This is a genomic window from Demequina sp. NBRC 110055, assembly GCF_002090135.1.
GTDB lineage: Bacteria > Actinomycetota > Actinomycetes > Actinomycetales > Demequinaceae > Demequina.
Genome location: NZ_BBRL01000007.1, coordinates 180,138 through 199,816, shown reverse-complemented (window position 1 = coordinate 199,816; position 19,679 = coordinate 180,138). Strand labels below are relative to the sequence as shown.

General features: G+C 69.1%; 21 protein-coding genes. 6 read left to right on the top strand and 15 right to left on the bottom strand.

Going from position 1 to position 19,679, the window contains the following annotated elements; all coding sequences use genetic code 11:
- Positions 1-73 precede the first annotated feature (73 nt).
- From B7K24_RS09080 to infC, 11 genes are all read right to left on the bottom strand, one after another.
- Positions 74-556: an FBP domain-containing protein gene (locus tag B7K24_RS09080; protein ID WP_084130007.1), complete on the bottom strand. Its 483-nt coding sequence runs from the start codon at positions 554-556 to the stop codon at positions 74-76.
- Between the two features lie 257 nt (positions 557-813).
- A complete protein-coding gene (gene pheT, locus B7K24_RS09075; RefSeq protein ID WP_084130006.1) occupies positions 814-3,417 on the bottom strand; it encodes a phenylalanine--tRNA ligase subunit beta in 2,604 nt (867 codons plus the stop codon).
- Positions 3,418-3,419: 2 nt separating this feature from the next.
- Positions 3,420-4,508, bottom strand: a complete 1,089-nt coding sequence (gene pheS, locus B7K24_RS09070; protein WP_084130005.1) for a phenylalanine--tRNA ligase subunit alpha — start codon at positions 4,506-4,508, stop codon at positions 3,420-3,422.
- 257 nt (positions 4,509-4,765) lie between these two features.
- Entirely contained in the window at positions 4,766-6,331 is a 1,566-nt protein-coding gene (locus B7K24_RS09065) for a diguanylate cyclase (RefSeq protein ID WP_084130004.1), read from the bottom strand.
- A gap of 16 nt (positions 6,332-6,347) precedes the next feature.
- The gene (locus tag B7K24_RS09060; RefSeq protein WP_084130003.1) at positions 6,348-6,803 is read right to left on the bottom strand and encodes a hypothetical protein; all 456 of its coding nucleotides are present in this window, start codon (positions 6,801-6,803) and stop codon (positions 6,348-6,350) included.
- A gap of 149 nt (positions 6,804-6,952) precedes the next feature.
- Positions 6,953-8,557, bottom strand: coding sequence for a diguanylate cyclase (locus tag B7K24_RS09055; protein WP_144268224.1), 1,605 nt, complete (start codon positions 8,555-8,557; stop codon positions 6,953-6,955).
- 54 nt (positions 8,558-8,611) lie between these two features.
- Positions 8,612-10,234, bottom strand: coding sequence for a diguanylate cyclase (locus B7K24_RS09050; RefSeq protein WP_084130001.1), 1,623 nt, complete (start codon positions 10,232-10,234; stop codon positions 8,612-8,614).
- 69 nt (positions 10,235-10,303) lie between these two features.
- Complete coding sequence (locus B7K24_RS09045; protein WP_084130000.1) at positions 10,304-11,143, bottom strand: RNA methyltransferase; 840 nt, start codon at positions 11,141-11,143, stop codon at positions 10,304-10,306.
- Between the two features lie 11 nt (positions 11,144-11,154).
- Positions 11,155-11,535, bottom strand: coding sequence for a 50S ribosomal protein L20 (gene rplT, locus B7K24_RS09040; protein WP_084076712.1), 381 nt, complete (start codon positions 11,533-11,535; stop codon positions 11,155-11,157).
- A gap of 25 nt (positions 11,536-11,560) precedes the next feature.
- Entirely contained in the window at positions 11,561-11,755 is a 195-nt protein-coding gene (rpmI, locus tag B7K24_RS09035) for a 50S ribosomal protein L35 (RefSeq protein WP_084076713.1), read from the bottom strand.
- Positions 11,756-11,818: 63 nt separating this feature from the next.
- The gene (gene infC / locus B7K24_RS09030; RefSeq protein ID WP_084100531.1) at positions 11,819-12,484 is read right to left on the bottom strand and encodes a translation initiation factor IF-3; all 666 of its coding nucleotides are present in this window, start codon (positions 12,482-12,484) and stop codon (positions 11,819-11,821) included.
- 183 nt (positions 12,485-12,667) lie between these two features.
- On the opposite strand from infC, the gene B7K24_RS09025 reads away from it, so the two are divergent.
- Genes B7K24_RS09025 through B7K24_RS09015 form a run of 3 tightly spaced genes read left to right on the top strand, consistent with a single transcriptional unit; the run spans position 12,668 to position 14,748 of the window.
- Positions 12,668-13,069, top strand: a complete 402-nt coding sequence (locus B7K24_RS09025; protein ID WP_234986645.1) for a DUF1844 domain-containing protein — start codon at positions 12,668-12,670, stop codon at positions 13,067-13,069.
- Complete coding sequence (locus B7K24_RS09020) at positions 13,070-13,969, top strand: hypothetical protein (protein ID WP_084129999.1); 900 nt, start codon at positions 13,070-13,072, stop codon at positions 13,967-13,969. It begins immediately after the preceding gene.
- Complete coding sequence (locus B7K24_RS09015; protein ID WP_234986644.1) at positions 13,966-14,748, top strand: serine protease; 783 nt, start codon at positions 13,966-13,968, stop codon at positions 14,746-14,748. Before B7K24_RS09020 ends, B7K24_RS09015 begins: the two co-directional genes overlap by 4 nt.
- Positions 14,749-14,754: 6 nt before the next feature.
- Here the strand turns inward: B7K24_RS09015 and B7K24_RS09010 are convergent, their stop codons facing one another.
- Together B7K24_RS09010 and priA are read right to left on the bottom strand one after the other, a co-directional pair.
- Positions 14,755-15,480: an SseB family protein gene (locus B7K24_RS09010; RefSeq protein ID WP_084129998.1), complete on the bottom strand. Its 726-nt coding sequence runs from the start codon at positions 15,478-15,480 to the stop codon at positions 14,755-14,757.
- A gap of 201 nt (positions 15,481-15,681) precedes the next feature.
- On the bottom strand, positions 15,682-16,419 hold the full coding sequence (gene priA, locus B7K24_RS09005) for a bifunctional 1-(5-phosphoribosyl)-5-((5-phosphoribosylamino)methylideneamino)imidazole-4-carboxamide isomerase/phosphoribosylanthranilate isomerase PriA (RefSeq protein WP_084129997.1): 738 nt from the start codon (positions 16,417-16,419) through the stop codon (positions 15,682-15,684).
- Between the two features lie 159 nt (positions 16,420-16,578).
- On the opposite strand from priA, the gene B7K24_RS09000 reads away from it, so the two are divergent.
- Positions 16,579-16,971 (top strand): helix-turn-helix transcriptional regulator, encoded by a 393-nt coding sequence (locus B7K24_RS09000; RefSeq protein WP_084130043.1) that lies wholly within the window; start codon positions 16,579-16,581, stop codon positions 16,969-16,971.
- On the top strand, positions 16,971-17,657 hold the full coding sequence (locus B7K24_RS08995) for a cation transporter (RefSeq protein ID WP_084129996.1): 687 nt from the start codon (positions 16,971-16,973) through the stop codon (positions 17,655-17,657). The genes B7K24_RS09000 and B7K24_RS08995 overlap by 1 nt, the downstream gene beginning before the upstream one ends.
- A gap of 47 nt (positions 17,658-17,704) precedes the next feature.
- Here B7K24_RS08995 and B7K24_RS08990 read toward each other — a convergent pair whose 3' ends face one another.
- Positions 17,705-18,166 carry a hypothetical protein gene (locus tag B7K24_RS08990; protein ID WP_144268223.1) on the bottom strand — a complete coding sequence of 154 codons (462 nt, stop codon included), beginning with the start codon at positions 18,164-18,166 and terminating at the stop codon, positions 17,705-17,707.
- A gap of 32 nt (positions 18,167-18,198) precedes the next feature.
- Complete coding sequence (gene hisH / locus B7K24_RS08985) at positions 18,199-18,852, bottom strand: imidazole glycerol phosphate synthase subunit HisH (protein WP_084130042.1); 654 nt, start codon at positions 18,850-18,852, stop codon at positions 18,199-18,201.
- Positions 18,853-18,925: 73 nt separating this feature from the next.
- Here hisH and B7K24_RS08980 point away from each other — a divergent pair, with 73 nt between their 5' ends.
- A complete protein-coding gene (locus B7K24_RS08980) occupies positions 18,926-19,636 on the top strand; it encodes a hypothetical protein (RefSeq protein WP_144268222.1) in 711 nt (236 codons plus the stop codon).
- Positions 19,637-19,679: the final 43 nt, after the last annotated feature.

The window sequence follows — 19,679 nt, the reverse complement described above, 5'->3', positions numbered from 1 at the left end:
TCGCCGGTCACGCCACTCCCCCCGAGGCGTGACCGGCGATGCTGTTTCTTGACAGGTGTTGAGGGGCCGCTCGCTAGACCTGCGCGGCGAAGGCTGCAACCCTCAGCTGCAGCTCCTCGATCTGACGCTGGCGCTCGGCCTCGCGGTCGAACCCCTCGTACCAGGCCTTCGGGTAGCGGCGAGCGTTCTCGGAGCACTGAAAGTCCTCGCACACCAGCGATCCCAGGGTGTTGCCGTTCTTGCCTGCCTTGCCCGAGCGCTTGGCGTTGTACAGCACCACGTCGTTGGGCAGCGTGGTGTCGTTGCACCACGAGCACTGGGCTCGGGTGCGCGGCGAGGATCCGGGGTGTCGGAACAGGACGCCGGTGGCGCCGCGATCGAGGCTGGGCACGATCACGTACGAGCGACGCTCGAGCTTGGGGTCTCGCCAGCCCAGGAAATCGAGCTGGTCCCAATCCAGCGAGTCGAAGTTCGCCGGCAGGGTGAGGTCGGACGCCTCCTTGCGAGAGGCGTTGACGAAGGACGCACGAATGGTCGCGGGGGTGAGGGGAAGCATGAGGTTCTCTTTCAGGAGTGCCCTGGCGCAAGGCGTGCGCCGCGCGGGCGGGGTGCTTTCAGGGTCGACACTGTGGGCCGCGCCTGACGGCGCAGCCCGGGGCGGGATTACCTGATGTCGGCGCACACGGCGCCGACCACCTCCTGAAGACTCACCCTTCGAGTGTAAGGCCCCGTCAAGCCCACCGTTCTCATCACGCAAAAAGGCGTCGGGCGAGCGTGAGCTTCGCCCGACGCCTTCAGCGCCGGTGGCAATGCCTACCGCAGCAAAGCCTCGAACTTCTCGGCTGCGGCAGCGATAATCGCCTCGCGCACACCCAGCACCTCGTCAGCAGACAGCGTGTGATCCGCGGCACGCAGGCGGACGTTGATCGCCACCGATTTGCGGCCCTCGCCCACCTGCTCACCCGTGAACACGTCGAACACCGTCGCGTCCTCGACCAGGTCTCCCCCGGCGTCCTTGACGACGCCCACCAGGTCTCCGGCGGCAACATCGGAGGCCACCACGAACGCGAAGTCCTCCTTGGCCAGCACCTGCTGCGACACCGGAGTCGCCGCGGCGATGACGCCGTCGGACTCACGGATCAGCGGATCCAGCACGACCTCAAAGGCCACCGAGCGCGCGGGCAGGCCCAGCGTCTCGCACACCTTGGGGTGGAGCTCGCCCGCGTGCGCCACGAACGTGCCGTCGGTCAGCCAGTAGGTGGCGCCGCGACCCGGGTGCCACGGCATGCGCGACCCTTGCGTCACGGTGAGTTCGACGCCCGCGACGGACGCAATGCGCTCCACCGCTGCCAAAGCATCGACCCAGCCCCACGCCGTCGCGTGACCGTTCCAGCCCGCGCGCACGCGGTTGCCCGCCATGATGCCGGCCACGCGGCGCGGCTGACCAGGGAGGGCCTCGTTGAGCGCCTCGACCTCGGACGGCGCGATGCCGCCGTCGGTCGGGTCCACCGTCGGCAGCACACCAATGTTCTTGGCCTGGTACGCACGGCCGAGCTCATACACGGCCACGTCCTGCTCGCCGCGTCCCAGGTTGACGCGCACCGCGTCCACCAACGTGGCCAGCATGGTGGTGCGCATGAGCGGGAGTTCCGCGGACAGCGGGTTGGCGAGCGCGATCCAGTCGCGGCGCGGGTCCTCGTCGGGGATGCCCAGGTCGTCCAGGCGAGACTCCGCCATGAACGGGTACGTCAGCACCTCGGTCAGGCCCGACTCCGCCAGCGTGCGCGCCACGGAGCGGCGCACCTTCTGGCCGTGCGTGAGGCCACGCCCGGGAGGCGCGACCGGCAGGATCGACGGGAGGTTGTCGTAGCCACGCAGGCGTGCAACCTCCTCGACCAGCGTGATGGCGCTGTCGAGGTCGGGGCGCCACGTGGGCGGCGTCACCAGCAGCGACTCGTAGTCCCTGTCGACCTCGCAGCCGACCTTCTCGAGCGCCTCCACGACCTCGTCGGCCGGGTACTCCACGCCCACAATCGTGCTGGGATACGCGACATCCATCGCGATCTGCGAGGGCGCCACCGTCTGGTCGAGGTCCGTGTAGACGTCCTCGATCTGGCCGCCGCCGAATTCCTGCATGAGGTTCAGCGCACGCTGGACCGCCACGACCTGCAGGCGCGTGTCCACGCCGCGCTCGAAGCGGCGGGATGCCTCCGAGCCCAGGCGGTGACGACGCGCGGTGCGGGCGATGGTGACCGCGTCGAAGTGCGCGGCCTCGAGCAGGATGTCCGTGGTCGCGTCCGAGACCTCGGTCTCCGCGCCGCCCATGACACCGGCCAGGCCGACGGCGCGGGCGCCGTGGCCGCCGGCCGAGTCCGCGATGACGAGGTCCTCCGCATCCAGCGTCCGCGACGCATCGTCGAGGGTCGTGAGCTTTTCACCGGCCGATGCACGACGCACCACGATCGGCTCGCTCACCTGCGCGAGGTCATAGGCGTGCAGGGGCTGGCCCAGCTCGAGCATCACGTAGTTCGTGACGTCGACGGCGAGCGAGATGGGGCGCATGCCCGCCTGCTCGAGGCGACGCTTCATCCACGTGGGGCTCGCGGCATCGGCCGCAAATCCGGTGAGTCGACGCGCGACGAAACGGTCGCACCCCACCCGGCCCCGGACGGGGGCCTGGTCCTCGACGACCACGCCGAAACCGTCGCCGACAGTGCCGGTGACCACGACATCGGCCGGATCCCGGAACGTCTGTCCCGTCGAGTGGCTGTACTCACGCGCCACTCCACGCACGGAGAACGAGTAGCCGCGGTCGGGGGTGACGTTGATCTCGATGGTGGACTCGTCCAGGCCCAACAGGCCGATGGCCGATGCGCCGGGCACCAGGTCCTCGTCCGCCACCAGTCCCGGGAAGGTCACCTGGGATTCGCCGGAGGGAGAGGCGAGCACGATGATGCCGTCGTGGTCCTCGCCCAGGCCCAGCTCCTTCGAGGAGCAGATCATGCCGTCCGACCAGTGGCCATACGTCTTGCGGCCACCGATGGGGAACGGGCCGGGCAGCACGCCGCCGGGCAGGATGCACACCACGTAGTCGCCCTCGTGGAAGTTATGCGCTCCGCACACGATGCCCTTCGAGGACGGGTATTCCTCCTTGTTGTCGGGCTTGTGGCCGGGGCCCGCCGGGTCGTTGTGCTCGCCGACATCCACGCGGCAGTAGTTGATGGTCTTGCCGTTGGAGGCGACCTCCTTGATGAGGCTCATCACGCGGCCGATCACGAGCGGGCCCGTGATGCCACCGCCCTCGATGCCCTCTTCCTCCAGGCCCACCTTCACGAGCGCCGCGGCGACGTCCTCGGGGGTCGATCCGGGGACCAGGTCGACGGACTCCTCAAGCCACTTGAGTGGAATCTTCGGCACGACTAAATCTCCATTCCGAACTGCTGGGAGAAGCGAATATCGCCCTCGACCATGTCTCGCATGTCCTTGACGCCGTGACGGAACATCAGCGTGCGCTCCACGCCCATGCCGAACGCGAACGCCGTGTACTCGTCGGGGTCGATGCCCGCGGCACGCAGCACGTTGGGGTGCGTCATGCCGCAGCCGCCCCACTCGATCCAGCCGGTGCCCGAGCACGTGCGGCAGTCGGCGTCCGAGCCGCCGCACACGAAGCAGCGCAAGTCCATCTCCGCGCTGGGCTCGGTGAAGGGGAAGAAGGACGGGCGCAGGCGCGTCACGGCATCCGGGCCGAACAGCGAGCGGGCGAACGCGTCGAGCGTGCCCTTGAGGTGGGCCATCGTGAGGCCCTTGTCGACCGCGAGGCCCTCGATCTGGTGGAACACTGGCGTGTGCGTCGCGTCGAGCTCATCGGTGCGGAAGGTCTTGCCCGGGCACACGACGTAGATGCCGCGGCCCTCGCTGACCAGCGCGTCGCGGCGCTCGAGCGCGGCGCGGACCTGCACCGGCGAGGTGTGGGTGCGCAGCACGATGCCGGCCTCGGGCGGGTCGATGAAGAACGTGTCCTGCATCTCGCGCGCGGGGTGGTCGGGGTCGAAGTTGAGGGCATCGAAGTTGAACCACTCCGCCTCCATCTCGGGCCCCTCGGCGACCTCCCAGCCCATGGCGACGAACGTGTCCGCCATGAGCTCCTGCATGGTCTCCAGCGGGTGGCGCGCGCCCTTGAGTTCACGGCTCACGGGGAGGGTGACGTCGACGGTCTCCTCGACCAGAACGCGGGCGTCACGCTCGGCCTCAAGCTCGCCCTGGCGGGCGGCGATGGCCTGGTTGACGCGTCCGCGCGCCTTGCCCATGTTCTTGCCGGCGGTGGCCTTGTCGGCGGGCTCGAGGCCGCCGATCTGGCGGTTGGCCAGCGTCAGCGCGGCTTTGTCGCCGGTGTGGGCGAGCCGTGCCTCCTTCAACTCGTCGAGGGTCGTGGCGGCGGCGATGGCCTCGAGGGCCTCGGTCACGGCCGCGTCGACGGCGGCGCCGTCGAGGGGTGAGAGCTCAGTCATGGCTGCTTTCCTGAGGTTTCGGGGGTCTGGGGGTGAGTCTATCGGCGTGCGGAGGGCCGATGCCGTGGCGTGGTGGCGTACGACCGTCGCGTGCCGTACGCAAGCCGCGAGACGCATCGGCCATCCGGGCGACGCGCCGAGGCCCAGGGGTTCTCCCTGGGCCTAGATAAACAGCGAAGGTGCGGCGCTCACCGGAGCGACCGACTCCCGGCGCACGGCGGCGCGGGCCGATGGGGCCCAGTGCTGCTCGCTCGTGCTCATGCGTCCAGGGTAGCGCCTTCGGCGAGCAGCGGGTTCGTCGCCGGCGCCGCGTACGTGGTGCCCTTCCCGTCACGCCTGCCGCCCATGAGGGCCTCGTCGGCGGCCGTGAGGAGGTCGCCGATGCGATACGAGCCCGCGAGCGCGGCGGTCGTGAAGCCGGCGGAGACGCCCACGCGCGAGGCGTCAGGCACGAGCGCACGGATGTCCCGCTCGACCTGGGCGCGCAGGGTCTCGACGATAGCGTCGGGGTTCGCGCCGAGCTCGAGCCAGCGCACCACCGCGAACTCGTCGCCGCCCAGGCGCGCCACCAGGTCCCGCTCGCCGCTGTGCAGCGTCAGCGCGTGGCCGCAGGCACGCAGCACGGTGTCGCCTGCGTCGTGGCCCATCTCGTCGTTGACGGACTTGAAGTGGTCCAGGTCGATCGCCACCACGGCGATGTCTGAGGGCCGCTTGGAGGCTGCGTCGAGCATGGTCTGGCCGCGCCTGTTGAGCTCGTGCCGGTTCGCCAGGCCCGTCAGTTGGTCGGTGCGCGCCCGCACCACCGTTTGTAGCAGGGGCCGCCGCAGGAGCCACAGACCAAAGGTCACCGCGCCCGCGATCAGCACGACCATTCCCGTATAGACCAGCATCTGGCGCGGCAGCGCGGCGATGCCGGGCACGATCTCGGCCGGCGCGACCTGCACGTGGACGATCCAGTCGGGCGCACCCTCCACGCCCAGCGGCCGTTCGACGACGACCTCGCCATCACCAAAGCCCACCGCCGTGCCGGAGCCGTCGGCGACGAGCGTGACGTCGTGGAAGGCATCGGCCTCCGTCGGGCCGGCCACCACGGCGCGTTGGGAGTCGAGGAGGAAGGCCGATGCCGCCGCTCCTCCCGTCCCATTGTCCAGTTCGGCGTTGAGCGCCTCGCTCGCGAGCGCCACCACCGTGACCACGGTGGCGCCGTCGGTGCTACGCGGCACCGCCACCGACACCACGGCCTGACTGGACCCGTCGTCGCGGATTACGTGCTGCCACACCGGCCCCTCGCCCACCGCCGCACGGGCGGCGTCCAACCACACGGGCGGCCCCGGGGGAATGGGAGGAGACTCCAGTGAGTCGAGCGGAGCGAGCGACTCGTCCACCAGCCAGGCGCGGGACTCTCCGTCGGCGGCGAGCGTCTCGACCCGCAGACCTTCGGGCGTGCGCAGGACACCCAACACTTCGTGCTCGGGGGTGAAGACCGCCATCGTCTGGAAGGGCGGATGGGCGGCGACGAATCCGTGGACGGCGGCAAGCAATGCGTCCTCGTCGGCAAAGGTGAGCGCGCCCGAGGCGACCGCCGACGCCACGTCCTCGGCCGACTGCCCCGCCGGCCGGGCGAGGACGCCCGCCCGTTGGGCGTAGGCATCGGCCACAATGCTGGCGACGTCAGCCGACGCGTCACGGGTGTCGCTCGACGCGCGCCACGCCATGTACAGCGCCCCCACCAGCTGGAGGGCGAGCACCGCGGAGACCATCACGGCGGCAACGGTCAGCGACGCCGGACGGCGCCAGCCGCGCCGCTCCCCCGCCACGTTCATCCGCGGTCCTCCCGCGTCAGGCGGCCAGGCCGGCGAGCCCGACCAGGATCATCGCGCCGGCACAGGTGTTAATCAACGGCAGGGCGATGCGCAACTTGCGAGGAATTTGGTCGCTCTTGACCACCAGCACCGAGGAGAAAAACAGCAGGATCGCGAGGATCATCGCGAGGGTCGAGGCACCCAGGAGCAGCAGCAACGGCGCGAACATCACGATCTTCTCGGTGCGCGAAGCGTGTGCCCCGAACCGGTAGAGCTCCTCGCCGTCCAGCGACAACGTCTGGAACCCCGGCAGGAGGCCGCTGGCCGAGATCCGCGACTCCTTGCCCCCGCGCAGCGGCACCACCCAGGCGCCCTTGCGACGCTTCAGCGGCTCACCATTGAGGAGAATCGAGTAGAAGATCCCTTGCGCACCCTTGAGCTCGACCTTGCCGGTCGCGCGGGGCACGTTGAGGGGAATGAGATTGCCTGCCATGTCCTGCCTTCGTGTCGTTGGCGGCAGGCTAGCACCAGGCGTGTTGCTACTTTGTGACAGGCGCCACATCACGGGCCGTCGTCGCGGACCTCGCGCGCCTCGGCCGCCGAACTCCCGCGCGGCGCATGGTCCCCATCGGGATCACGTCGTCACCGGTCTGTGGGCGCCGCTGGGGAGTCGGGATGGTCTTCGGCGGCGGCGTCGTAGACCCTCCCCTTCGCTGTCTGCTTGCCGCGAATCAGAGCCATGTCTGCGAGCTTGAGTAGTGCCGTGAGGTCGGTGCCGCCGTCGGTGGCGACGGCGATACCCATCGTCACACCCACGTCTTCGGCTCCCGACAAGCGGGTATGGAGCTCACGCTCGACCTCATCGCGTACCCGCGTCGCCACCGTGCGCCCCGCGTCCCTGCTGCGCAGCACCTGCACCGTCACGAACTCGTCGCCGCCCAGGCGCGCGACAATGTCGCCGTCGCGCACGCAGGCCCTTAACGCAAAGGCAACGGCGATCAGGGCACGGTCGCCCACATCGTGCCCCTGATTGTCATTGAGTTGTTTGAAGCGATCTAAGTCGATCGTGGTGACCATGACGCGATCGCCGCGTGTCGCCGCAGCGGCGACGACGATCCCGCCGCGACGCATGAGCTCCGAGCGGTTGGTCAGCCCAGTGAGGGGGTCTGTCAAGGCTCGCTCACGTAGCCGACGCAGAGGGTGGCGCACGCGCCAGGCGAAGACGGCCGCGGCGGCCAACAACACCAAAGAAATCGCGGTGATCCACCACAGCGTGGCGCCTACTCCGCCCAGTCCCGCCGAAAGCTGAGACTCCTGCGCGGAGATGTGAATGGTCCAGTCGAGGCGCTCCTGCGCCGGAAAGGTCGCGTCCAGGAGGATCTGTGAACCGGCGCGCGTGAATTCGGTCGTGCCAGGGCGGGTGGGTGGTTCGGTCACCGTCAGGCCGATATCGGCCGCCGTCGGGACCTCGCCGGATGCTGCGGCGACCTCGCGCAGACGCTCCAAGTACGTACTGGGCGCAGCGATGACCTCACCCGCGGGACTGAGTACAAAGGCCTCGGCACCCTCTCCATACGGAAGGTCATCGAGGACACGGCCCAAGCGTTCGAGGCTGAGGTCGGCGCCCACGACGGCCAGCAACTCACCTTCACGGCGCGCGGCTTGAGACGCGGATACCAGCGTGTTCGAGGTGTCGTACTCGATATAGGGATCCGTCCAGGCCACGCTCGAGTGTGCGGCTCCCACTTGATACCAGGGCCGGGTGCGTGGGTCGTAGTCGACCAGCGCCTCGATATCGCCTATCTCTCGGAACACGCCATCGCGGAGAACCCCTTGCTGGGTCCCATCCGGGCCGCCGAGGAGCTCCTCATACCCGCCGTCTTTGCGGCGCACCACCAGGTACTCGCCAGTCGCCCACCCCACGTAGATTCCCCGCACGCTCGGTTCGCGTTCGAGCCGCTGGTACATCGCCTGGGCCAAGCTTTCGCGCGTGCCGTCGGTGTCGTCACCAATCTGCACCGCAGTGCCCTTGACGACGTCAGTGGCGGACTCGGCGTACCGCGCCACTCGCTCTGCCGTGAGATCACCGACGTACTCGTAGGTGTCAAGGGCTGCCGCGTCGACCTGGCGTGTCGCGAGAACGACGCCCGTGATCGTGGCGATCGCCTGGGTCAGAATGATGGCGACGATCAACACAATAGCGATCACATACCCCCGCGACCGCATCAGGATTCGTCGGCGTCTCACGGCACTACCGTAATGTGCGCGCTATCCGAGGCGAGGCTGAGCTGGGAGGTACTCCTAGGCGGGAGATGCGACACGGGACTGCCCCTCGAACGGCACGGCCACGTAGACGCGCCCCTTCCCCACCTGCTTGCCTTGCACCAGCGCGTTGTCGGCATAGACGAGCAGGGAGGCGAGCTCGTGCTCGCCTTCTGTGGAGTGCACAATCCCCATCGTGACTCCAATCTCGGAGCCACCTGCCGCGTGAGCGCGCACTGTGTTCTCGATCTCATCTCGCAGGCGCTCGGCGATCAGGCGCGCGTCCTCGTCTGGCCGTATCGCCATCACGACCGCGAACTCGTCGCCTCCGAGCCGAGCGACCACATCTCCCTCGCGCGTCGTACGTGACATCGCGCGCGCGACATGCGTCAGCACCTCGTCCCCCGCGCCGTGGCCGAGCCGGTCGTTGACGGACTTAAAATTGTCGAGATCGATCGCGGCGAGAAGGATGCAGTCACCCTGATCGCCCGCTCGGCGTAGAAGTCTGGCTCCGCGGCGCATGAAGGCGTCACGGTTGGCGATACCGGTCAAAGCGTCCGTCGTCGCGGCGCGCTGCAGCCGGGCCAGCGGATGCCTGACCGTCCAGATGATGGCGAGGGCAATCGCGGTGACCACCAGTGTCAGAGCGCTCGACCACCACGCGATCGACTTGAGCGCGCCCAACCCGCCCGAGAGGGCGCTCACTGGCGCGGAAAGGTGGATCCACCATGGAGCGCGATTGCTGTCGACCTCACGAGTGAGTTGCACTCCGGTGTTCGACGCGGTCTCATACGTCTCGCCGTCCGCCCACACCATCTTGTTAAGTTCGACACCGAGATCGCTCGCCGTAGGGACATTGCCCGTGCTCACAATGTAGTCACCGATCATGGCGTCATACGCCGTGGGCGCCGCGACGACCTCTTGGCCACCCGCGAGAACAAAGGCCTCGGCGTCGGCCCCGTAAGGGAGATCGTCGAGGACGCCCGTCAAGAGCTCTGTGCTGACATCCGCGCCGATCACCGCGAGGAGCTCTCCGCTGTCCGACCGCGCCGCGCGCGCCACGGTCACAAGAGTGCGCGGCTCGGCACCGAAGGCGACGAAGGGATCCGTCCACCGAGCGACCCCGCTGCCCAGCGCGACCTGGTACCACGGACGGGAACGGGGATCGTAACCGCTGTCGATCTCAGATGTCTCGATGATCACGCCCTGGTCGTCCAGGATCGCGACGGAGGACGGCTCATCAATGCCTGGCCGTGCCACTTGGCGGTACCCGTCGCCATCACGTTCAAGGTAGAAGTACCCGCCGTCAGGAATCCCGATGTAGAGCGCTCGCACCGCGGAGTTGTCACGCATCCGGAGGTAGGCCGCGCGTGCAGCCGATTCAACGGTGACGTTCTCTCCGGGCAGAGCGGTCTCGTATTGAGCCACCGAGGAGTTCACGACGCCGATGGCCTCGGCCGCGAAGTGACCCACCTCAGAAGCGGTGAGTTCGCCGACGTAGCCCATGGTGTCGCGCTGCGCATTGGACAGCTCCCTGTCAGACCACACGGCGCCGACCATGGTCACCGCCATCTGGACCACGAGTACCACGAGGATCAGCGCAATCGCCACGGACAGTCCGCGCGAACGCAGGCCTAGGCGAAAGGCGGAACTTGAGGGCACCGCATAAGCGTACGGAATCGCGGGCTCACCGACGACGATTCCGGCCTGTGAACCTCGTCACAGCAGGCACTACGCGCGCTGAGCGTTCGCCGAGGCGTACAGACACACCGCGGCGGCGGTGGCGAGGTTGAGGCTTTCGGCTGCACCGTAGATGGGGATGCGCACGGCCTGGTCGACCAGCGCGAGGTCGTCCTCGGTGAGGCCCCAGGCCTCGTTGCCGAACACCCATGCGGTGGGCGCGGCGAGGGCGTCCGCATCGGCGCCGAGCTGGCCCACCTCGACGGTGCCGGAGCCGTCGGCGGCCAGAATACGCAGCCCCGCGGCGGACAGTTCGGTCACGGCGTCCTCGAGCGGCAGCGCGCGCACCACGGGCAGGTGGAAGATGCTGCCGGCCGTGGCACGGATGACCTTGGGGTTGCCGGGATCGACGGACTGGCCGGCGAGGATGACGGCGTCGGCGCCCGCGGCATCGGCCGCACGAATGACCGTGCCGGCGTTGCCGGGGTCGCGGACGTTGCTCAGCACCGCGACAAGGCGCGGCTGGGAGGCCAGGACCGCATCCAAGGCGACACCTGCATCGGCCACGACGGCGACGACGCCCTGGGCGTCGGAACTCATGGCCTCGAGGACCTGGGCGGTGCCCAGGTGCACGTAGAGGCCGGCGCCGATGGCCTCGGCGGCGATCTCGGGGTGGCGTTCGAGTGCGTCCTCGGAGAGGTACACGTCTCGCACGCGCTCGGCGGCGAAACGCACCGCCTCACGCACCGCCTGCGGCCCCTCGACCAGCAGCATGCCGGCCCGGGAACGCTGAGGACGCCCCGCCAAGGCCGCGACCTTCTTGATCCGCTCCGCCTTGGTGTTCTCCAAGGTGAGCGTGAGGTCGTCGAGCGTGGCGGGGCGTCCTGTCATGCGAATGAGGCTTACGCGGCGGGCGCGTTAACGTCCTCGGGGAGCGCCTTCTTGGCGGTCTCCACGAGGGTCGCGAAGGCGGCCTCGTCGTTCACAGCAAGCTCGGCGAGCATGCGGCGGTCCACCTCGATCTCAGCGGCCTTGAGGCCCTGGATGAAGCGGTTGTAGGTCATGCCGTTGGCGCGGGCCGCAGCGTTGATGCGCTGGATCCACAGCTTACGGAAGTCACCCTTGCGCTTACGGCGGTCGCCGTAGGCGTACACCATGGAGTGAGTGACCTGCTCCTTGGCCTTGCGGTACAGGCGCGAGCGCTGGCCACGGTAGCCGTGGGCGCGCTCGAGGGTGCTACGGCGCTTCTTCTGGGCGTTGACTGCCCGCTTGACGCGTGCCATGTGTTACTCCTTGATTCCTCGGGCCTTACTTGCCCAGCAGCTTCTTGATCTTCTTCGAGTCGGCGTCCGACAGGATCGCGTCCTGCGCCACGCGGCGCTTGCGCGACGACGTCTTCTCCTCGAACTTGTGCACGTTCATGGCGTGCGAGTGCTTCACCTTGCCGGTGCCGGTGAGCTTGAAGCGCTTCTTGGCGCCCGAGTGGGTCTTGTTCTTCGGCATGATCTGCCCTTTCTGACTTCAGGCCCTCACCCCGTGCGGGGGTCGAGCACGAATGGGACCGGCTTACTCGCCGGACGTCTGCTTGGCCGTCTTCGCCGCGGCGCGCTGCTCACGGTCGGCACGATCGGCGGCCTTCTTGGCCTCCCGTGCGACACGCTGCTCTTCCTTGGCTTCCGACTTCTTCTTCAGAGGACCGAGGACGAGCGACATGTTGCGTCCCTCCTGCGAGGGCATGTTCTCCACGACGCCGTACTCCTCGAGCTCCTCCGCCAGCTTCAGCAGCAGGCGGCGGCCCATCTCGGGACGGGACTGCTCACGACCGCGGAACATGATCGTGACCTTGACCTTGTCGCCGCCCTTGAGGAAGCGGATGACGTGGCCCTTCTTGGTCTCGTAGTCGTGCTCATCGATCTTGAGACGGAAACGCATTTCCTTGATCTCGGTGTTGGCCTGGTTACGACGCGCCTCGCGCGCCTTCACCGCCGCCTCGTACTTGAACTTGCCGTAGTCCATGAGCTTGGCGACCGGGGGTCGCGAGTTCGGAGCGACCTCGACCAGGTCGAGCTCAGACTCCTGCGCCAGACGGAGCGCATCCTCGATACGGACAATGCCGACCTGTTCGCCCTGGGGGCCCACGAGGCGGACTTCCGGAACGCGGATGCGATCGTTGATGCGGGGCTCGTTGATGGTGGCTCCTTCTTGTCGAGTACCTGTTCGCTCGCCGGACATAGGAAAAGGCCCTCGTCCGAACGCAGACGAGGGCCACCATGATTGCGGCGCCTGCGGTCTTGTCACACCACCTGTGCCGCGACCTGGAACCCCGGCCCAATGACTGGCCCTAGGGTGGGAGGTGGACTCCGCTTGCGCGCCGGGGATCCATTCCCCAGCCGGTCGACTCACAAGGATAGCACGATGACCTCTGACATGCCCGCCGCCGATGCAGACGGCGCCGTCGCCGCCTCGCAGGTGCCCTCCGCTACGGCCGCCGCCACGGCATCGGCCGCCCGAGACCTGGCCGAGGTCAACGCGGTGGAACTTATCTCTACGGTAAGCGTTCATCTGTTGAGCGCCGCCGCGCTCCGCTGCGGCCTTGCCGAGGACGGCGAGGAGCACCAGGACCTGGACGAGGCGCGCACCCTCATCAACGCCCTGGCTGGCCTCATCACGGCTGCCGCACCGGATCTTGGCGACACTCATGCACGAGCGCTGCGTGACGGACTACGAAGCGTACAGTTGGCGTTCCGGGAGGCCTCAGTGGTCCCCGACGCACCGGGTGACGGCCCGGGAGAGAAGTACACGGGGGCTGTGAGTTAGATGATTCGTCCGCAGGACGCCACCACCAACGACGGGACCACTCCCGCTGTCCCTGGCGACCCTGCGCTCGACGAGGATCTGGACCGCGACGACGAAGACACGGTCATCCTGCCCCGGCGTGACCCCGCCGACGAACCCGTCGAACCGCCGCGCGACGACGACCCCGATCCGTTTATCGACGATGAGGCCGATGCCGTAACTGAGGCCGATGCCGTCGCTGAGCCGGCGGCCCCCGCGCGCCCGAAGGCCGCCGAGGTCACCGCCGAGGGCGACATCCCGCTCGGCGGCCTGGCCCGCTACACCCCGACCGGCTCGATTCCGATTGTGGGCGAGGCGAACCCCATTACGGGAGCCATGCCGGTCATCGGCCCCGTGTACCCCCCGAAGTCGCGCCGCCCGTGGATCATCGCCACGAGCGTGCTTGCCCTTGCGCTCATCGGCGCGGGCTACCTGGGGTGGCGCATGTGGCAGATCAATGAGGAGTGGCAGGCGTACGCCGACGACGTGACGTCGGCGAACTACGACCTGGGCGAGCAGATTGCCGGCGTGCAGCAGAACCTCACCGAGAAGCAACAGGAGGTGGACCTGCTCTCGCAGCAGTTGGCCACCTCGAACGATCGCCTCACCGACGTGTCCGCCGAGAAGGCCGCGGCCCTCGATTCTCAGGAACTGACCAGCCAGGTCATCACCACACTCGAGGAGACGCTGAGCCTCGGCCAGGCCGCGACGGCGACCCTCAACTCGTGCATCGACGGCCTCGAACAGCTCACGGCCTACCTCCAGGCCCCCGAGGATGAGTACGAGCCCGAGCAGATCACCGAGTACGCCTCCAACGTGTCCGACCTGTGCGACAACGCGGACGCCGCGACCGCGCGGTTCCAGGGAGCGTTGACGGAGTGAGGCGCGCGCTCGCCGTCACCCTCGCCGCCGGAGCCCTCGCGCTGACCGGCTGCGCGGCCCTGCCCGCGACCCCTGGCGCGATGCCCACGAACTGGGTGCCCGCGCCCTCGGCCGCACCGGAGCAGAACAACGTCGCCCTGTCTCCCGACGGTTTCTCCGCGGCTCAGCGCATGACGGTGCGCGTGCGCAACAGCGGCTGCGGCGCCGTCACGACCGGGTCCGGCTTCGCCCTCGACGCGTTCACGCTCGTGACGAACCGGCACGTCATCAACGACTCGGCGACACTCGAGGTGTCGACCCACGATGGCCGGGTGATCGAGGTCGAGGCAGCCGAGGTCACGACCGTGGCCGACCTCGCCATCCTCAAGACCACCACCGCGATGGGCGGCGCCTTCGCCGCGCTCGCGCAGGAGGACCCCGCGGAGGGCGACGCCATCACCGTCGTGGGCTACCCCAACGGCGGCCGCCTCACCACCACCACCGGCGTGGTCCTGGGAGCGACCAAGGACCCGGTCGAGAACAACGACGGCGGCGCCGTGGGCACCGTGCTCGCGACCACCGCGGTCGTGCAGCCTGGCTCCTCCGGCTCGCCCGTCTTGAATGAGGACGGCGACGTGGTGGGTGTGGTCTACGCGCGCTCGAACACGACGGATCAGAGTTATATCGTTCCCGTCTCCATGCTGAACTCGCTGCTGGCACAGCCCAAACTGCTGGTGCCGCAGTCGTCGGCGTGCGCCGCTGCCTTGGGAGGCTCCGGCGCGGCCGCCGGGCTCAACTAGCCTGCGCTAGGCCGTCGCAAGGCGCAGCTCGAGCGAGTCGATGCGCTGGGCCACGACGTCGGAGTGCGAGAGCTCGCGCTGGACCCTCTCCACCACGGCATCGACCTCGGGCCGGGTGAGGCCGCCCACGAGCGTGAGCACCACGGCGATCTCCGCTCCCCTGCCCGGGACGGCATCGACCGCTCGGAGGGCCTCGTCGAGGGTCACGGCCGTCACGATCGCGTCCCGGATCGCGTCGCTCACCACGCCGTCCTCGATCGCAGGCTGCCACGGCTGTCCCTGACCGAGCGCCCACACCGCCGGGCGTGGGATCAGGACGGTCTCCATGCCGGGGTTCACTACGAGCGACGACCAGCCCTCGGCGATCGCGGCGAGCGCGGCACGCGGACCCTCGGCGGGGATGGGCCGCGCCTGGGCGTTCCACGCCTGCACGGCGTCGACGTCGGTGAAGACGGGCAGCGCCGCGCGACCGTCGGGCATCTGCACCGCGACCACGCCCGTCGAGGCGACCGCGTCCTGCTCGAGCCCGTGCTTGCCCATGTGGCGCTGCTCGCCCTGGGCGAGGACCGGGATCAGCACGCGCGCGTACGCGAGCGCGTCGACGACATCGGCCAATGGCGCCTTGCCGCGCGAGTGGCGGATCAGCGCCTGCGCCAGGTGGGCATCGGCCGAACCGTCGTCGTCGGCAAAGATCGACTCGGGGATCTCCTTGGAGGGCTCGGCGTCGCTCATGCCATCGATGCTACGGGGTGGCGGTGACGCGGCTCACGCGAGGCGCGCGAGGGGCCGCGTGGCTACGGCGCCCCAGGCCACCTGCACTCGCGCACGTCGATCCGCCACATGACGTATGGGGGTGCAGATATCGGCGTACGCGCCCGTCAGTCGGCCGCATGACGTGCCGGAGTGCAGGCAGGACCGGGCCCGGAGTCTCGCCTACGGGCGACCGGCGATGTCGAGCGCCTGCGGCAGGGTGAAGTTGCCGTTGTACAGCGCCTTGCCCACGATCGCGCCCTCGACGCCCGTGCCGACGAGCGTGCGAATCGCCGCGATGTCGTCGAGGGAGGAGATGCCGCCCGAGGCCACCACGGGCGCGCTCGTCGCCTCCGCAACCTGGCCCAGCAGCTCGAGGTTCGGGCCCGAGAGCATGCCGTCCTTCTTCACGTCGGTGACCACGTAGCGCGCGCAGCCCTCGGCGTCCAGGCGTGCGAGCACCTCCCACAGGTCTCCCCCGTCGCGCGTCCAGCCACGGCCAGACAAGGTCGTGCCGCGCACGTCGAGGCCCACCGCGACGCGGTCGCCGTGCTTGGCGATCGCCGCGCGGGTCCACTCGGGGTTCTCGAGGGCGGCGGTGCCGATGTTGACGCGGTGGCAGCCGGTCGCGAGCGCCGCCTCGAGCGACTCGTCGTCGCGGATGCCGCCGCTCATCTCGACCTTGATGTCGACGCTCCTGACCACCTCGGCCAGCAGGTCGGCGTTCGAGCCGCGTCCGAAGGCCGCGTCGAGGTCCACGAGGTGGATCCATTCCGCTCCGCCGTCGACCCAGTCCTGAGCCGCCTTCAGCGGCGAGCCGTAGCTGGTCTCCGAGCCGGCCTCGCCCTGCGTGAGGCGGACGGCCTGGCCGTCGGCGACGTCGACGGCGGGAAGGAGCTCGAGGCGCGGGGAGTCGGTCATGGTCTCGCTTTCAAGTCGTGTCGCACCGGCGAGGGCGGCCGATGCCGTGGCCGCGTCGTGCGCGGCGGGTCCAGGCTACCGGGGCGCGGGGTTGTGTGGCTCACCGGGTCCGGCCCCACTCCTCGACAGTACAGCGGACGATGTATTAACGTCGTGGACATGACGATCGCCGTACCGACCTCGACCACCGCGACCACCATCGCGACGGAACCGCGTGACCACATCCGCTGCGCGCGTCCCGAGCACACAGCCGCGGTCGCCCACATCGGCCACGCCCTGTCGGACGCCACCCGCGCCGCGATCGTGCTGGCGCTGCGTCACGGCAGCCACTGCCCTGCGGACCTGGCATCCGAGCTCGGCGTGAGCCGCCAGTCGATGTCCAACCACCTCTCCCACTTGCGTGGATGCGGGCTCGTCGTGGCCGAACGGCGGGGTCGCCACATGCACTATTCGCTCGCCCACCCCGCGCTCGCCGAAGCCCTCGACGCGATGCTCGCCCTCACGGTCACACTGAACCCCGCCTGCTGCGACTCGGAAGGATGCACCTGCTGATGACGACCACACTCCTGCCCGACCGCGCCGCAGTGCTGCGCCGGCGCATCCGGCTGATCGTCGCGGGCACCATCGTCTACAACATCGCCGAGGCGGCCATTGCTCTGGCCGCGGGTGCGGCGGCATCGTCAAGCGCGCTTCTCGGGTTTGGGCTGGACTCCGTCGTAGAAGTGGCATCGGCCGCCTTTGTTGCCTGGCAGTTCGCCGCCCCCGACCCACGGACGCGCGAGCGCGTCACGCTGCGCCTCATCGCGGGGGCGTTCTTTGCCCTCGCCCTCGTCGTGACGTTCGACGCGGGGCGTGCGCTCCTGGGTGCCGAAGCCGCAGAAGTCTCGCCCGTGGGCATCGCGCTTGCGGCGGCCTCCCTCGCGATCATGCCCGGTGTCGCGTGGTTCGAGCGGCGCACGGGCCGTGAGCTCGGCTCCCCGACGGCCATCGCCGACTCTCGGCAGCTGGTGCTGTGTAGCTACCTTTCGGCGGCGCTTCTCGTGGGGCTCGTCCTCAACGCCGCGCTCGGCTGGTGGTGGGCCGACCCTCTCGCCGCGCTGGTCATCGCCGGCTTCGCGGTGCGCGAGGGGCTCGAGGCGTGGCGCGGGGACGGCTGCGCGACGACCTCAGGTGCTCTGCTCCACGGCAGCGAAACCACCTGCGAGGACGACTGCTGCGCCGACGCAAGCTCGCGGTAATCCGGTGATACGGGAGTACGGTCGGCCCGCGATGAGGCGAGCCGGCCTCAGTCGGCGGTGACGGTCAGGGTTGAGGGAACATCCAACACTGCAGGCGCCGGCGTGACGGTCGCCGTGTACTCGCCGGCGGGCGCACCTTCGGGGAGCACCAAATCCGCGCTGCCGGTGTTCCACTCGCCCAGCGAGACGTCCACCGACACGAGCTCGGCCCCACCGTCGACTGGGACGAGAATCGCTTCCATGACCTCAGCGATCGGTTCGGGTTCCCCCGCCGGTCCGGCGCCGTACTGTCCGGTGTCGTAGCAGTCGTCCGACATACCCTCGAGCGTCACTGTGACGGTGTCACCTGGAGCCGCCTCGAGCGGCGCGAAGAGCACCATCGGTGCGGCGCATGCGGCTTCGCCGCCGGCACCCGTCTCCTCGGCGCCCGGCGCGGGATCTGCGGCGCCCGCGCAACCTGCGAGCACCAGCGCCACCGCCGCGATGCCACCGCCCGAGATCGTCCTCACCATCTCAGTGTGGCGGCGAGAGGCGGCCAGCGCTAGAGCGACTCCACCCAGTTCTTCAGCAGGTGCAGGCCCGCCTCGCCTGACTTCTCGGGGTGGAACTGGGTAGCCGTGAGGGGCCCGTTCTCGACGGCCGCCACAAATCGATCCGAGTGCCCCTCCGGCCCGGCCTCCGACCACGTCACGAGCGGCGCCGCGAAGCGGCCCGTGTCTTCCGTCGTGCCCAGCGGGAACTCCCGCACGCCGTACGAGTGCACGAAGTAGAAGCGCTCGTCCTCGACGCCATCGAACAGTGTGGAACCCTCCGGCACATCGACTGGGGCCCAGCCCATGTTGGGCACCACGGGAGCCTGCAACAGCTCGACGGTGCCGGGCCACTGATCGAGGCCCTCGGCCTCGACACCGTGCTCCACGCCGCGCTCAAACATGACCTGAAGACCCACGCAAATCCCCAGCACCGGGCGTCCGCCCGACAGGCGCCGGCCCACGATCTGGTCGCCGCGCACGGAGCGCAGCCCACCCATCACGGCCTCGAACGCTCCGACGCCGGGTACCACGAGGCCGTCGGCATTCTCGGCGATCTCGCGGTCTGCCGTGAGGGTGACGCGCGCCCCCACGTGCTCGAGCGCACGGACCGCGGAACGGACGTTGCCAAAGCCATAGTCAAGGACGGTTACGACGGGGGTCATCACCCCGCAAGCCTACCGAGGGCATGAACGGCGCCCCAACGTCGTTGCCCTACCAGGAGGTACACCCATGAACATGACGCAGATCCTGATCATTGTCGCCGCGGTTGCCGTGGCGCTCCTGCTCATCACAATCGCGTTGCGGCTCAGTCGCCGGCGCAAGGTCAACGCCATGAGCCCCGAACAGCGCGACCTCCACTACGCCCAGCAGGCACACAAGAAGTGCGTCTCCGAGCTCAAGAGCGACTTCAAGGCCGTGGAAAAGGACACCGACCGCGCCGTCAAGGACGCGAAGTCGCGACTGGACGGTGCGCTCGCCATCGGCTCGGACCGCCTCGACCAGGTCAAGGGGCCGGCTGGCACCGTCACGCTCACCTCGCTCGAGCTCACCACGCCTGGCGGGACGCGCGCCGTGACGCCTCAACTCAGCGCCACCGCCGAGGCGGCCGGCGCCGCGCCCGTGGCCGAGGGCGACGACGACACCCGCCGAACGACGCTCACCATCGAGGACGGCGAGCACCGCGAGACCATCGATTTCAAGCCCGATCAGGAGTCCGCCGTGCGAGGGCTTGCGGCGCGCATCACGAGCGCCGGCGAGCACGTCGACGAGGTCACCCGCCAGCGCGACGAGGCCACGCGCGAGGCCGAACAGGCCGTGGCCACCGCCAATGAGCAGGCAACGGTCCGCCTCAACGACGCCCAGGTGCGCTACGACAAGGGCATCGCCGAGTCCGAGGCCAAGGTGCGCGACGCCGAGGCCCGCCTACGCGACAGCAGGGTGCGCTAACAGGGCCTACGCCCTCCGAGCGGTGAGCGCCGCGACCGAGCCA

Excerpts from the sequence above, each read along its gene's own strand:
- B7K24_RS08995 (WP_084129996.1), top strand. The coding sequence starts at position 16,971 with ATGACGACCACACTCCTGCCCGACCGCGCCGCAGTGCTGCGCCGGCGC.
- hisH (WP_084130042.1), bottom strand. The coding sequence starts at position 18,852 with ATGACCCCCGTCGTAACCGTCCTTGACTATGGCTTTGGCAACGTCCGT.
- priA (WP_084129997.1), bottom strand. The coding sequence starts at position 16,419 with ATGACCGACTCCCCGCGCCTCGAGCTCCTTCCCGCCGTCGACGTCGCC.
- pheS (WP_084130005.1), bottom strand. The coding sequence starts at position 4,508 with ATGACTGAGCTCTCACCCCTCGACGGCGCCGCCGTCGACGCGGCCGTG.
- B7K24_RS09020 (WP_084129999.1), top strand. The coding sequence starts at position 13,070 with ATGATTCGTCCGCAGGACGCCACCACCAACGACGGGACCACTCCCGCT.
- B7K24_RS09080 (WP_084130007.1), bottom strand. The coding sequence starts at position 556 with ATGCTTCCCCTCACCCCCGCGACCATTCGTGCGTCCTTCGTCAACGCC.
- infC (WP_084100531.1), bottom strand. The coding sequence starts at position 12,484 with ATGTCCGGCGAGCGAACAGGTACTCGACAAGAAGGAGCCACCATCAAC.
- B7K24_RS08980 (WP_144268222.1), top strand. The coding sequence starts at position 18,926 with ATGACGCAGATCCTGATCATTGTCGCCGCGGTTGCCGTGGCGCTCCTG.
- rpmI (WP_084076713.1), bottom strand. The coding sequence starts at position 11,755 with ATGCCGAAGAACAAGACCCACTCGGGCGCCAAGAAGCGCTTCAAGCTC.
- B7K24_RS09045 (WP_084130000.1), bottom strand. The coding sequence starts at position 11,143 with ATGACAGGACGCCCCGCCACGCTCGACGACCTCACGCTCACCTTGGAG.
- B7K24_RS09000 (WP_084130043.1), top strand. The coding sequence starts at position 16,579 with ATGACGATCGCCGTACCGACCTCGACCACCGCGACCACCATCGCGACG.
- B7K24_RS09025 (WP_234986645.1), top strand. The coding sequence starts at position 12,668 with ATGACCTCTGACATGCCCGCCGCCGATGCAGACGGCGCCGTCGCCGCC.
- B7K24_RS09010 (WP_084129998.1), bottom strand. The coding sequence starts at position 15,480 with ATGAGCGACGCCGAGCCCTCCAAGGAGATCCCCGAGTCGATCTTTGCC.
- B7K24_RS09065 (WP_084130004.1), bottom strand. The coding sequence starts at position 6,331 with ATGAACGTGGCGGGGGAGCGGCGCGGCTGGCGCCGTCCGGCGTCGCTG.
- rplT (WP_084076712.1), bottom strand. The coding sequence starts at position 11,535 with ATGGCACGCGTCAAGCGGGCAGTCAACGCCCAGAAGAAGCGCCGTAGC.
- B7K24_RS09060 (WP_084130003.1), bottom strand. The coding sequence starts at position 6,803 with ATGGCAGGCAATCTCATTCCCCTCAACGTGCCCCGCGCGACCGGCAAG.